Below are 13,497 nucleotides of genomic sequence, written 5' to 3' on the forward strand. Positions count from 1 at the left end.
CGCGCTGGCGATCTCTGCTCGTACGCCTACACAGAACTGACATTGAAACTCGGTATGAACAGGTGGGCGGAATATTACACCTTGGCTTCAAAAACGAACTCTAATCCACCACGACCCAAAGCATTATCCCGCTATAAACCCGAAGCCTGCCCCCCAAACTCCAGCATATAGCGATTCAATTCAACCATTCCTGTCCAACGGTTCTCGCACCATAACGGTGCCAATAATGTTGGGCGACGAGCGCTCGCCGAGATGCGGTGATAAACGATATCCATCGGCGTATGACGTATCATTTCACCAGCAGTAGTGACATATTCCGCCAACGGCAGTTCACGTAAACGTCCAGCCTGCCATGCTTTGGCCATTGTGCTACCGGTGACAATATGTAACGGATGCAGCTTGATACCATCGACGCCTGTATTAACGACCTGCTCTAACGTCCGCATACACTCTTCTTTACCCTCACCGGGCAAACCAACAATCAAATGGCTACACACTTTCAAACCGCGTTCTCGCGCCGCTCGCGTGGTCTTTTGGTAACAGGTGAAATCATGGCCCCGATTGATGCGTTTCAGGGTTTTATCCTGTGCGCTCTGCAAACCAAGCTCAAGCCACACTTCATAGCCCTTATCGCGGTACTCACTCAGCAAATCCAAGACACTATCCGGCACGCAGTCAGGGCGGGTACCAACGCAAATGCCCACCATATCGGCCTGCTGTAACGCCTCCTCATACATGTTCTTCAAGGTACAGACTTCTGCATAAGTACTCGTATAGGCTTGAAAATAAGCGAGATAGCGATTGGCACGATTGACCTTGCGCGCCTGCGCCTCCAGCTGTTCCGCGATGCTCTGGCGCTGCATTTGTTCGTCCGCAAAAGAGGCCACGTTACAGAAAGTGCAGCCACCGCGCCCCAATGTGCCATCACGATTAGGGCAGTTAAAACCACCATGCAGGGTAAGCTTATGAATTTTTTCACCATAGCGGCGCTGGAGATCGGCACCGAACATATTTACGAGTTGCTGCAACTGCATAGTCTGAAGATTCGCCTGTACACATCACGGAAAAACTGAGGGCGATGATCCTATCTCATACTCCGCTTTGCTGCGCTGATGAAGATCAATCATCACCATGCAGCCAGAAGGAATAAAAATTCATTATTAATGATAATAAATTCACTTGAGCTGTAATAAAGAATTCTTATTATTTTCAATGCGCTGACACAATGATATTGCGGAGATGAAAAATAGTCATAACCAACGCGAAAACTTAATTTTACAATATAATTCACTATTAAAGTGAATTGCTCTAGCACGGTGCATAAATAATAGGCTTGCACTACAGTGAGTCAGCTCACATTTTTCTCGGCTTACCTTGACTTCCATAAAGAGCCAAAAATGATATTTTATATTTAATAATCAATTAAATAAGCATTCACAAGCAGATTAAAAGTGTGAACCTCCCCACATTTGACCTACGTACTCTTTCTAGATAAGTTGAAAGACCGCTGGAAGCTAAATGTTTTTTTAACGACTTTTTCTAGACGGGCTAATGTCTCGTCATTTTTATGTAGTCATTTACGACTCCCTCGAAACACGTTATTGACCACTGCTGGAAAGACGCCAAAAGTGCAATAACCGAGGCGGATGCGCGTGCCGAATGGTTATGCACTATCCAACTCGCAGTAAGATGGAAAGTAATGCAGAGCCTCGGGAGGTTCACAGAAATGCTATACGATGCATCCCTTGAAAAGGACAACTGTGGTTTCGGTCTGATCGCCCATATAGAAGGTGAGCCAAGCCATAAAGTAGTTCGTACCGCGATCCACGCACTGGCGCGAATGCAACACCGTGGTGCAATTTTGGCCGATGGTAAAACCGGTGACGGATGCGGCCTGCTGCTGCAAAAGCCCGATCGTTTTTTCCGTATGGTGGCCGAAGAGCGCGGCTGGCGTTTAGCCAAAAACTACGCTGTAGGTATGATTTTCCTCAGCCAAGATGAAAGCGAAGCGCGCGCCAGTCGCCGCATCGTAGAAGAAGAGTTGCAGAACGAAACGCTGTCGGTCATCGGCTGGCGTGAAGTTCCTATCAATTCTGACGTGTTGGGCGAAATCGCGCTTTCTTCTATGCCGCGCATCGAACAAATTTTTGTTAACGCCCCAGCAGGCTGGCGTCCGCGCGATATGGAGCGCCGTCTGTTCGTCGCTCGTCGTCGTATTGAAAAACGTATTGAAGATAAAGATTTCTACGTCTGTAGCCTCTCTAACCTGGTGACGATCTATAAAGGTCTGTGCATGCCGGCCGACCTGCCACGTTTCTATCTGGATCTGGCCGATCTGCGTTTGGAATCCGCCATTTGCCTGTTCCACCAGCGCTTTTCAACCAATACCGTGCCACGCTGGCCTCTGGCTCAGCCATTCCGCTATCTGGCGCACAACGGTGAAATCAACACCATCACCGGTAACCGCCAATGGGCGCGTGCTCGTACCTACAAATTTAAAACGCCGCTGATCCCTGATTTGCAGGACGCAGCGCCGTTCGTCAATGAAACCGGCTCAGACTCCAGCTCGCTCGATAATATGTTGGAACTGTTACTGAGCGGTGGCATGGATATCGTGCGCTCCATGCGTTTACTGGTACCACCAGCATGGCAGAATAACCCCGATATGGACGCCGATTTACGCGCCTTCTTCGACTTCAACTCCATGCATATGGAGCCGTGGGATGGCCCTGCCGGTATCGTCATGTCTGATGGGCGCTTTGCGGCCTGTAACCTAGACCGTAACGGCCTACGCCCTGCGCGCTATGTCATCACCAAAGACAAACTGATCACCTGCGCTTCCGAAGTCGGGATCTGGGATTATCAGCCTGATGAAGTGCTCGAAAAAGGCCGCGTTGGCCCCGGCGAGCTGATGGTCATCGACACCCGCAGCGGACGCATTCTTCATTCGGCAGAAACCGATGACGATCTGAAAAGCCGCCATCCTTATAAAGAGTGGATGGAGCGTAACGTTAAGCGCTTAGTACCGTTCGAAGATTTGCCAGACGATCAGGTGGGTCAGCGCGAACTCAATGACGATGAGCTGCTCACCTTCCAGAAGCAATTTGGTTACAGTAGTGAAGAGCTTGACCAAATCCTGCGTGTGCTCGGCGAGAATGGACAGGAAGCAACAGGTTCAATGGGCGATGATACGCCATTTGCCGTGCTCTCTAGTCGCCCACGTATTATTTACGACTACTTCCGCCAGCAGTTTGCGCAGGTCACAAACCCGCCAATCGATCCGCTGCGTGAAGCCCATGTGATGTCTCTGTCGACCAGTATTGGCCGTGAGATGAACGTATTCAGCGAAGCCGAGGGTCAAGCTCATCGCCTGAACTTCAAATCACCTATTTTGCTGTATTCAGATTTCACCCAGTTAACCACACAGGACAGTGAACATTACCGCGCAGAAACGCTCGATCTGACGTTTGATCCGCAGCAAACCGATTTACAGCAGGCGATTCATGCGCTGTGCGAAGAGGCAGAGCAGAAAGTACGTGGCGGTGCCGTGTTGCTGGTGCTGTCTGACCGCAATATCAGCGCTGAACGTTTACCGGTGCCTGCGCCAATGGCGGTTGGCTCTATTCAGCAACGTCTGGTGGAAAAGAATCTGCGCTGCGACGCTAATATCATTGTTGAAACCGCCAGCGCTCGCGATCCCCACCACTTTGCGGTGCTGCTTGGTTTCGGCGCGACGGCAATCTATCCGTATCTGGCATATGAAACTCTCGCCAAACTGGCCGACTCCCACGCTATCGACAAAAAATACCGTGACGTGATGCTGAACTATCGCAACGGCATCAACAAAGGTCTGTACAAAATTATGTCGAAGATGGGAATTTCCACCATCGCATCATATCGCTGCTCCAAACTGTTTGAAGCGGTTGGCTTACATCGTGAAGTCAGCAATCTGTGCTTCCCTGGCGTCGTCAGTCGTATCGGTGGTGCGGGTTTCAGCGACTTCCAACAGGATCTGCAAAACCTATCTAAACGAGCGTGGCTAAAACGCAAACCGTTGGATCAGGGCGGTCTGCTGAAATTCGTTCATGACGGCGAATACCATATGTACAACCCTGACGTGGTAAATACCCTGCAGGCCGCGGTTAAAAGTGGTGAATACGAAGATTATCAGAAGTATGCCAAGTTGGTGAACGAACGTCCGGTATCCACTCTACGTGATTTACTCCAAATCACGCCGAAAGGTGAAACCATTGCCGTGGATAGCGTTGAGCCTGCCAGTGAGCTATTCAAACGTTTTGATACCGCAGCTATGTCAATTGGGGCACTGAGTCCAGAAGCTCATGAGGCGCTGGCCGAAGCCATGAACGGTTTGGGCGGATTCTCTAACTCAGGCGAAGGCGGCGAAGATCCTGCACGCTACAAAACCAACAAAGTTTCCCGCATTAAGCAGGTCGCTTCGGGACGTTTTGGCGTCACTCCAGCCTATCTGGTCAACGCCGACGTGATTCAGATTAAAGTGGCTCAGGGAGCAAAACCTGGCGAAGGTGGCCAGTTACCGGGCGACAAAGTCACGCCGTATATTGCCAAACTGCGCTACTCCGTACCTGGCGTAACGCTCATTTCACCGCCACCGCACCACGATATTTACTCTATCGAAGACTTAGCACAGCTAATTTTCGATTTGAAACAGGTTAACCCAAAAGCATTAATCTCGGTCAAACTGGTCTCTGAACCCGGCGTTGGCACTATTGCAACCGGCGTTGCCAAAGCCTATGCCGATCTCATTACCATTGCTGGCTACGATGGCGGAACAGGTGCAAGCCCGCTGTCATCGGTAAAATACGCAGGCTGTCCTTGGGAACTTGGGTTGGTTGAAACTCAACAAGCTCTGGTGGCAAACGGCTTACGTCACAAGATCCGCCTACAGGTCGATGGCGGCCTCAAAACCGGCGTCGATATTATCAAAGCAGCCATTTTAGGCGCTGAGAGTTTCGGCTTCGGCACCGGTCCAATGGTCGCATTGGGCTGCAAATATCTGCGTATTTGCCATTTGAACAACTGTGCAACCGGTGTGGCAACGCAGGATGAAAAACTACGCCGCAACCACTTCCACGGTTTACCGGAGCGCGTAGCCAACTACTTCCAGTTCATTGCCCGTGAAACTCGCGAGCTGATGGCGGAGCTGGGCGTAACCCGTTTGGTCGATCTGATTGGCCGCACAGATTTACTGCTTGAGCTGGATGGTTTCACCGCTAAGCAAAACAAACTGGACCTGTCCGCGCTGCTGAAAACCGCAGAACCTAAACCGGGCAAAGCGGTGTATTGCACTGAGAGCAATCCTTCGTTTGATAAAGGTTTGCTTAACAAGGAGCTGCTGGCGCAGGTTCAGGCCAATATTGAAGCCAAGCAAAGCAAAACCGTGTTCTTTGATATCCGTAACACCGATCGTTCCGTCGGCGCATCCTTGTCTGGCGCTATTGCTGAACAGCATGGCGATCAGGGGCTAGCAAGCGATCCGATCAAAGCGCAGTTCACCGGCACTGCTGGGCAAAGTTTTGGTGTGTGGAACGCCGGTGGCGTAGAGCTAACCTTAACGGGTGATGCGAACGACTACGTCGGTAAAGGTATGGCGGGTGGCAAGATTGTGGTTCGTCCTCCCGTCGGCTCCGCTTTCCGTTGCCACGAAGCCAGCATCATTGGTAATACCTGTTTGTACGGCGCAACCGGAGGAAAACTGTTTGCCGCTGGCCGCGCAGGAGAACGCTTCGCAGTGCGCAACTCCGGCGCAATCACCGTGGTTGAAGGCATTGGTGATAACGGCTGCGAGTACATGACCGGCGGTATCGTTTGTGTTATCGGGCGGACTGGCATCAACTTCGGCGCGGGGATGACGGGTGGCTTTGCCTATGTGCTGGACGAAGACGGCGAGTTCCGCAAACGCGTTAACCCTGAACTGGTAGAAGTGCTAAGTATGGATCAGTTAGCGATCCATGAAGAACATCTGCGAGGTTTAATCACCGAACATGTACAGCTAACGGGATCGAGCCGTGGCGAAGAGATCTTGGCGCACTGGCCAGAATGGGCACCAAAGTTTGCGCTGATCAAACCAAAATCCAGCGATGTGAAAGCACTGTTAGGTCACCGTAGTCGTTCCGCAGCCGAGCTGCGGGTACAGGCGCAGTAAGGGCGGAGAAAAAAATGAGCCAGAATGTTTATCAATTTATTGACCTACAGCGCGTTGATCCGCCTAAGAAGCCGCTCAAGATCCGTAAGATCGAGTTTGTAGAAATTTATGAGCCCTTTTCTGAAACACAGGCTAAGTCGCAAGCAGACCGCTGTCTGTCATGCGGCAATCCATACTGTGAGTGGAAATGCCCGGTACATAACTACATTCCGAACTGGCTGAAGCTGGCAAACGAAGGTCGCATTATGGAAGCCGCCGATCTGGCACACCAGACCAACAGCCTTCCCGAAGTATGTGGACGCGTATGCCCACAGGATCGCCTGTGTGAAGGTTCTTGTACGCTTAATGACGAGTTTGGTGCCGTGACCATCGGTAATATCGAGCGCTATATCAATGATAAAGCACTCGCCATGGGCTGGAAACCAGACATGTCACATGTGCAGCCAACGGGAAAACGCGTTGCCGTTATTGGCGCAGGCCCCGCAGGTTTAGCCTGTGCTGATGTGTTAGCTCGCAACGGCGTACAAGCCGTCGTATTCGACCGCCATCCAGAAATTGGTGGCCTGCTTACCTTCGGAATTCCAGCCTTTAAGCTGGAAAAAGAAGTCATGACCAAGCGTCACGAAATTTTCACCGGTATGGGGATCGAGTTTCGTCTGAATACCGAAGTGGGTAAGGACGTGCCAATCAGCGAGCTACTGAATGAATATGACGCCGTTTTCCTTGGCGTTGGTACCTATCAATCTATGCGCGGTGGCTTAGAAAATGAAGATGCCAGCGGTGTATTCGACGCGCTGCCGTTCCTCATCGCCAATACTAAACAGCTGATGGGCTACGACGCTAGCGAAGAAGAGCCTTACATCAGTATGGAAGGCAAACGCGTGGTGGTGCTCGGCGGTGGTGACACTGCGATGGACTGCGTTCGTACATCCATCCGTCAAGGCGCGACGCAGGTCACCTGCGCATATCGCCGTGATGAGGAAAATATGCCTGGCTCTAAACGCGAGGTGAAAAACGCGCGCGAAGAAGGCGTAGAATTCATGTTCAATCTGCAACCATTAAGCCTTGAGCTCAATAGCTCTGGCCGAGTCTGCGGCGTGAAGATGGTGCGTACCGAACTGGGTGAGCCTGACGCTGCTGGACGTCGCATAGCGCAGCCTATCGCCGGTTCTGAACATGTTTTGGACGCAGATGCCGTAGTCATGGCATTTGGCTTCCGCCCTCACTCGATGAGCTGGCTGGCAGAGCATGATGTCAACTTGGATAAACAAGGGCGCATCATTGCACCAGAAGGAAGCCATAATGCCTTCCAGACCAGTAACCCTAAAATCTTCGCCGGCGGTGACGCCGTTCGTGGTTCTGACTTGGTCGTCACAGCCATAGCAGAAGGCCGCAAAGCCGCAGAAGGGATCATGAGCTATTTGGAAGTGTAATTTGGCAGTGTAAAAGCCCTTCTAATAGCAACTTCCCCAAAAAGCGGAGCTTCGGCTCCGTTTTTTGCTTCTCGCCGTCGACTTTATGATCCTGTTCACATTTCAGCCAATGAATACTTGATGCCGTTCCACTCCGTCTAATATTGTAATTTGGAGTTAAACTTCAAATAATTTTTTAGGATGGAGCAAAATGTCACTACTAGCCGATTTAGAACAGCGGGTGCGTGAGCAGGGAGGATTGATCGTTTCTTGCCAACCTGTGCCTGATAGTCCAATGGATCGTCCGGAAATCGTTACCGCAATGGCTCAAGCAGCTGTGTCGGCTGGCGCTGTAGCTATACGTATCGAAGGCATTACAAACTTAAAAGCCGTTCGACCGCATATTTCAGTGCCAATCATCGGGATCGTCAAACGTGATCTAGAAGATTCACCAGTACGTATTACACCTTATTTATCTGATATCGATGCGCTCGCCGAGGCTGGAGCCGACATCATCGCTTTCGACGCAACGTTCCGCTCAAGACCCGTCGAAATTGACGATCTACTGGCACGTATACGTCATCACGGTCTATTGGCTATGGCTGACAGCTCGACACGGGAAGAAGGTCTTGAGTGCCAACAAAAAGGCGTCGAGTTTATCGGTACGACGCTGTCTGGATATACCGGTGGAGAGATACCTGACGAGCCAGATCTGACGATGGTGTCTGAGCTGAGCAACGCAGGCTGTCGCGTCATTGCCGAGGGACGATACAACTCTCCGGCGCTGGCCGCCAAGGCCATCGAACAGGGGGCTTGGGCCGTTACCGTTGGGTCAGCAATCACCCGCATTGAACATATCTGCCAATGGTTTAGCCAAGCCATTAAGCGCTAACTGGGAGCTGATGATGAACATACTCGCCATTGATATTGGTGGAACTAAGCTGGCTGCGGCGCTTATCAACGCGGACCAACAGATATCGCAGCGTCAGGAAATATCAACACCGGCTAGTTCATCGCCGCAAGCATTGACCACGGCGTTGACACAGCTTGTCTCCCACTACCAAGGTCAAGCGCATTGCGTTGCCGTAGCTTCTACTGGGATCATCGATAACGGTATTCTCACCGCACTCAATCCAGATAACTTGGGAGGGCTCAATCAATTTCCGCTACAAAACACCTTAGAAAATCTAACCAAGCTTCCCTGCTATCTTTTGAACGACGCACAAGCTGCCGCATGGGCTGAATACAGCCAATTAGCGGAACAGTTCAGGCATATCGTATTTATCACGGTATCAACGGGGGTAGGCGGCGGCATTGTTATCAACGGTAAGCTATTAACCGGCCCCCATGCGTTTGCAGGACATATTGGCCACTCACTAGCCGACCCAAACGGGCCGCGCTGTGGATGCGGACGTACAGGATGTGTCGAAGCCATCGCATCTGGCCGAGCAATTGCCGCCGCCGCTCAGCTCGAATTACAGGGGAAAAATGCCCGCCAAATCTTCGCAGAAGCACAAAACGGTAACCCGCAAGCTCAGCGGCTAGTGGAGAACTCTGCACAAAGCATTTGCCAACTTATTGCAAACCTTAAAGCGTTACTGGATACCGAATGCATTGTGTTAGGAGGAAGCGTCGGTTTAGCGTCCGGTTATCTACAGCAGGTAAAACAGCAGCTAAGTTTACTTCCGACACCATTTCACGTGCCTATCGTTGCCGCGCATTACCAACACGATGCCGGATTAATCGGCGCAGCATTATTTGCCGCACAGGCTCATTCCGTTCAATAAGAGATAACATCTATGATCCTTGGAAAGATTTCAGATCTCAGCGTACAAACAGGGTTATCAAGCTCACTGCGCGCAATCATAAAACAAGCATTAACCCGAGATCTCGCCACTCTAGACGCTGGTCGTTACATCATTGATGGAGAGGATATTTTTATCAATGTGATGGCTTTTGACACATCAGCCGCAGAAAGTAAGCGCTACGAGCTGCATCGGGAATATCTGGATATCCAAATATTACTCAGCGGTACAGAGCGCATTGATTTTGGCCTCGAGGGCTCGGCACAACAGCCTGATATCTATCATGAAGATGATGACTACCAGCTATGTGACAGCCTCGAACAACGCCAAACCCTTCATATGGTGCCAGGAATGTTCGCTATTTTTCTACCGAATGAGCCACACAAGCCGGGCTGCATGGTTAACGATTCTCAGAAGATTAAAAAAGCTGTGATAAAAGTCCACCATAGTCTCCTCGCGAACTAAGTCATTAAAGATAATAATAACAATACGATAGTACCACTGCTCCTCTTTGACCGCGTGATAGACATGTACCCCCTATATGTATATCACGCTTTTTTTAGCGCCCTACTCTTGCTACGCTCGGATGCATTAACCCTCATCAGCAATAACCACTTCAAGCACGGATAAACAGGGAATTTATGGAGTCACAAGCCCTTCGCCTCAAACCGGGAAAAATTCTCGATACACTAGGTGCAATGCAAAACAGCCTAACCCGTGTTGCTCAACGCATTGCACACTATATTCTTCAATCGCCGCTGCGTGTCACACAGCTTTCGATCGCCGAGCTTTCGCGAGAAACTCAGGCGGGAGAAGCAACGGTAATTCGTTTTTGCCGCACGCTGGGCTATAAAGGATTTCAAGATTTTAAAATGGATTTGGCAATCGAGCTGGCCACCTCCGATGCTGAGGCGAGCAGCCCACTGCTAGATGCGGAGATCGCTGCGTCTGATGATGCTCATACCATCGGGCGGAAGCTGCAAAATACCATTAATAACGTGCTGTCTGAAACATTGAATCTACTTGATATGCAGCAAGTGAGTCTGGTGGTCGATGCCTTGAGAAACAGCCAGTCGGTATATATTTTTGGTGTCGGTTCATCGGGGATCACCGCTGAAGATATGAAACATAAACTGATGCGCATTGGATTACGCGTCGATGCCGTAACCAATAACCACTTTATGTATATGCAGGCAACCCTACTCAAAGCGGGCGACGTTGCGATTGCCATCAGCCATTCAGGTGACTCTAATGAAACCGTGCATGCGCTTAAACTGGCTAAGCAGGCCGGAGCCACCACCGTTGCGCTAACACACAATCTTGGTTCACCGCTGAGCGAGACTGCGGATTTCAGCCTGATTAATGGAAACCGACAGGGGACACTGCAAGGCGATTCGATGGGAACCAAAACTGCACAGCTATTTGTGATAGACCTGCTCTATACCCTGCTGGTACAGGCCGCACCGGAACAGGCAAGAGAAACAAAATTACGGACTATGGCTGCACTGAATCTATCCAAGTAAACGGCTATTTTTGAGATTTCAAAAACAAAAAAGCCAGTCATATGACTGGCTTTTTTACTGTCTTCAAGAGATTACTTCACGACGCGAAGTGAAGGACGACCACGCGGCGGCGGCGTTGGCTCATCGCCATCATCATCAGACTCTGTCGATGAATCCGGTAAATTGCCATCAACCACCGTCATGCTAGGCTCGCTCGACGCCTCTTCATCTTCCACTGACATCAGTGGCATCTCATTCTCATAAGCGGGTTCTGGTTCAAACATCGTGCCTGCACCATTTTCACGCGAATAAATTGCCATCACAGCAGAAATCGGCACATACACGTTGCGAGGAACGCCACCGAACCGTGCATTAAAACGAACGGCATCATCACCCAGCTCTAGATTACCCACCGCCCGCGGTGCGATGTTCAACACGATTTGACCATCGCGGGCAAACTCCATCGGCACCATCACACCGTGGCGGTTAACATCAACCACCAGATGCGGCGTAAGCTGGTTATCAAGCAACCACTCATAGAAGGCACGCAGCAAGAAAGGACGGCGTGGCGACATTTGAGACAATTCCATGATTAGCCTCGGGTGTGCAGACGCATTTCGCGCTCAGCTTCGGTCATAGAAGCCAAGAATGCATCACGCTCAAAGACACGAGTCATGTAGATCTTCAATTCTTTAGAACCTGCACCAGACAGTTCAATGCCCAGCACCGGCAGACGCCACAACAGCGGAGCCAAATAGCAGTCAACCAGACTGAACTCGTCGCTCATGAAGAATGGCTTCTGAGTAAAGACAGGGGCAATTGCCAGCAACTCTTCACGCAGCTGTTTACGCGCGTTATCAGCTTCCTGAGCGGTGCCTTTTTCAATTTTGTGCAGCAGTGAATACCAGTCGTTTTCGATGCGATGCATCATCAGACGGCTTTCGCCACGGGCAACGGGATAAACTGGCATCAGTGGTGGATGAGGGAAACGTTCATCCAGATATTCCATGATGATGCGGGATTCATACAGAGTCAGTTCACGGTCAACCAACGTTGGTACTGTGCGGTACGGGTTGAGGTCAATCAGATCCTGCGGCAGGTTATCCATCTCGACCTGCTCAATCTCGACGCTGACACCCTTTTCAGCCAGTACGATACGTACTTGATGGCTAAAGATGTCGGTCGGGCCGGAAAACAGCGTCATTACCGAACGTTTGTTGGCAGCGACAGCCATGAAAACCTCCAAGTTTATCTAGAAAACGGTATGAATAGTCGCCATTAAGAGCGCTATCCAGAGATTTGTTGTCACACCTGTAAACCGCATAAGCTATAAAATCGATGTATAAATAATGGGTTAGATTATTTACAGCCTCTATTGCTCAACAATTGTACGGATAACAGGGCGCAAAAGTGGGAGATAGTTTAACAGAATTTGGCCGTGTTGTGGGGAAGCGTTGGTTATTTCATAGTGTAATAAGTTTACAACACGTAAATTTCCGAGCTTTCTGGAATTTTATAGGTACAAAAAAGCCCGGCAAGCCGGGCTTTTAGTATTAATGTTCTGCCGAAGCAGAAAAACATTAACGTTTGGAGAACTGAGGACGACGACGTGCTTTACGCAGACCGACTTTCTTACGTTCAACCTGACGAGCATCACGGGTAACGAAACCTGCTTTACGCAGTTCGCCACGCAGAGACTCATCATATTCCATCAGTGCACGAGTGATACCGTGACGGATTGCACCAGCCTGACCAGAAATACCACCACCTTTAACAGTGATGTACAGGTCAAATTTACCAACCATGTCGACCAGTTCCAGCGGCTGACGAACTACCATGCGGGCAGTTTCGCGACCGAAGTACTGTTCCAGGCTGCGCTGGTTAATTACGATGTTACCACTACCCGGCTTGATAAAAACGCGAGCGGCGGAGCTTTTGCGGCGACCAGTGCCGTAGTATTGAGTTTCAGCCATTGCCTATAATCCCGATTAAATGTCAAGAACTTGCGGTTGCTGTGCCGCGTGATTGTGCTCGTTACCTGCGTAAACTTTCAGTTTACGGTACATAGCACGACCCAGCGGGCCCTTCGGCAGCATGCCTTTAACCGCGATCTCAATGACACGCTCAGGGTGGCGAGCAATCATCTCTTCAAAGGTCGCTTGTTTGATACCACCGATGTGGCCGGTGTGATGGTAATAAATCTTGTCAGAACGCTTGTTGCCAGTTACAGCAACTTTTTCTGCGTTCAGAACGATGATGTAATCACCAGTATCAACGTGCGGAGTGTATTCCGCTTTATGCTTGCCACGCAGGCGACGAGCCAGTTCAGTAGCCAAACGGCCCAGAGTCTTGCCGTCTGCATCAACTACGTACCAGTCACGTTTTACGGTTTCTGGCTTAGCTGTAAAAGTTTTCATTAAAAGCTTACCCAATTTAAGTTACACGTTGGTGAACACCCAAACGCTTACCTGTGTAAAAAAGTAAATGTATTAGAGGCTCACACGACCATCGTCCAGCAAACCTACCCCTTCGAATAGCCAATGCCGGCACATAAAGTTTTTGGGAAAAAAAACTTCGTTGTAACGTGGGGTCGC

General features: G+C 50.3%; 11 protein-coding genes. 6 read left to right on the forward strand and 5 right to left on the reverse strand.

The window, feature by feature from the left end; translation table 11 throughout:
* Positions 1-131: 131 nt before the first annotated feature.
* The gene (gene mnmL, locus K9N75_RS18595; protein ID WP_039184875.1) at positions 132-1,034 is read right to left on the reverse strand and encodes a tRNA modification radical SAM protein MnmL/YtqA; all 903 of its coding nucleotides are present in this window, start codon (positions 1,032-1,034) and stop codon (positions 132-134) included.
* A gap of 692 nt (positions 1,035-1,726) precedes the next feature.
* Between mnmL and gltB the strand changes: the two genes are divergently transcribed.
* From gltB to K9N75_RS18625, 6 genes are all read left to right on the forward strand, one after another.
* Complete coding sequence (gene gltB / locus K9N75_RS18600) at positions 1,727-6,184, forward strand: glutamate synthase large subunit (RefSeq protein ID WP_224451988.1); 4,458 nt, start codon at positions 1,727-1,729, stop codon at positions 6,182-6,184.
* 14 nt (positions 6,185-6,198) lie between these two features.
* Positions 6,199-7,617, forward strand: coding sequence for a glutamate synthase small subunit (locus K9N75_RS18605; protein ID WP_224451989.1), 1,419 nt, complete (start codon positions 6,199-6,201; stop codon positions 7,615-7,617).
* Between the two features lie 190 nt (positions 7,618-7,807).
* Complete coding sequence (locus tag K9N75_RS18610) at positions 7,808-8,488, forward strand: N-acetylmannosamine-6-phosphate 2-epimerase (RefSeq protein ID WP_008815200.1); 681 nt, start codon at positions 7,808-7,810, stop codon at positions 8,486-8,488.
* Positions 8,489-8,501: 13 nt separating this feature from the next.
* Complete coding sequence (gene nanK / locus K9N75_RS18615) at positions 8,502-9,383, forward strand: N-acetylmannosamine kinase (RefSeq protein ID WP_020303535.1); 882 nt, start codon at positions 8,502-8,504, stop codon at positions 9,381-9,383.
* A 12-nt stretch (positions 9,384-9,395) separates the two neighbouring features.
* The gene (nanQ, locus tag K9N75_RS18620) at positions 9,396-9,866 is read left to right on the forward strand and encodes an N-acetylneuraminate anomerase (RefSeq protein WP_114445478.1); all 471 of its coding nucleotides are present in this window, start codon (positions 9,396-9,398) and stop codon (positions 9,864-9,866) included.
* A 176-nt stretch (positions 9,867-10,042) separates the two neighbouring features.
* Entirely contained in the window at positions 10,043-10,924 is an 882-nt protein-coding gene (locus tag K9N75_RS18625; RefSeq protein WP_008815203.1) for a MurR/RpiR family transcriptional regulator, read from the forward strand.
* A 71-nt stretch (positions 10,925-10,995) separates the two neighbouring features.
* On the opposite strand, the gene sspB is transcribed toward K9N75_RS18625, so the two are convergent.
* From sspB to rplM, 4 genes are all read right to left on the reverse strand, one after another.
* Positions 10,996-11,493: a ClpXP protease specificity-enhancing factor gene (gene sspB / locus K9N75_RS18630; protein ID WP_130975640.1), complete on the reverse strand. Its 498-nt coding sequence runs from the start codon at positions 11,491-11,493 to the stop codon at positions 10,996-10,998.
* A 2-nt stretch (positions 11,494-11,495) separates the two neighbouring features.
* Entirely contained in the window at positions 11,496-12,137 is a 642-nt protein-coding gene (gene sspA, locus K9N75_RS18635) for a stringent starvation protein SspA (protein WP_004091284.1), read from the reverse strand.
* 346 nt (positions 12,138-12,483) lie between these two features.
* Positions 12,484-12,876: a 30S ribosomal protein S9 gene (gene rpsI / locus K9N75_RS18640; protein ID WP_004091282.1), complete on the reverse strand. Its 393-nt coding sequence runs from the start codon at positions 12,874-12,876 to the stop codon at positions 12,484-12,486.
* Positions 12,877-12,891: 15 nt separating this feature from the next.
* Entirely contained in the window at positions 12,892-13,320 is a 429-nt protein-coding gene (gene rplM / locus K9N75_RS18645; RefSeq protein WP_004091281.1) for a 50S ribosomal protein L13, read from the reverse strand.
* Between the last annotated feature and the right edge of the window lie 177 nt (positions 13,321-13,497).

The sequence above is a fragment of the Hafnia paralvei genome (assembly GCF_020150375.1).
GTDB lineage: Bacteria > Pseudomonadota > Gammaproteobacteria > Enterobacterales > Enterobacteriaceae > Hafnia > Hafnia paralvei.

What these genes read in the sequence shown, in the direction of transcription:
- mnmL (WP_039184875.1), bottom strand. Translation starts at nt 1,034, where the DNA reads ATGCAGTTGCAGCAACTCGTAAATATGTTCGGTGCCGATCTCCAGCGC.
- gltB (WP_224451988.1), top strand. Translation starts at nt 1,727, where the DNA reads ATGCTATACGATGCATCCCTTGAAAAGGACAACTGTGGTTTCGGTCTG.
- K9N75_RS18605 (WP_224451989.1), top strand. Translation starts at nt 6,199, where the DNA reads ATGAGCCAGAATGTTTATCAATTTATTGACCTACAGCGCGTTGATCCG.
- K9N75_RS18610 (WP_008815200.1), top strand. Translation starts at nt 7,808, where the DNA reads ATGTCACTACTAGCCGATTTAGAACAGCGGGTGCGTGAGCAGGGAGGA.
- nanK (WP_020303535.1), top strand. Translation starts at nt 8,502, where the DNA reads ATGAACATACTCGCCATTGATATTGGTGGAACTAAGCTGGCTGCGGCG.
- nanQ (WP_114445478.1), top strand. Translation starts at nt 9,396, where the DNA reads ATGATCCTTGGAAAGATTTCAGATCTCAGCGTACAAACAGGGTTATCA.
- K9N75_RS18625 (WP_008815203.1), top strand. Translation starts at nt 10,043, where the DNA reads ATGGAGTCACAAGCCCTTCGCCTCAAACCGGGAAAAATTCTCGATACA.
- sspB (WP_130975640.1), bottom strand. Translation starts at nt 11,493, where the DNA reads ATGGAATTGTCTCAAATGTCGCCACGCCGTCCTTTCTTGCTGCGTGCC.
- sspA (WP_004091284.1), bottom strand. Translation starts at nt 12,137, where the DNA reads ATGGCTGTCGCTGCCAACAAACGTTCGGTAATGACGCTGTTTTCCGGC.
- rpsI (WP_004091282.1), bottom strand. Translation starts at nt 12,876, where the DNA reads ATGGCTGAAACTCAATACTACGGCACTGGTCGCCGCAAAAGCTCCGCC.
- rplM (WP_004091281.1), bottom strand. Translation starts at nt 13,320, where the DNA reads ATGAAAACTTTTACAGCTAAGCCAGAAACCGTAAAACGTGACTGGTAC.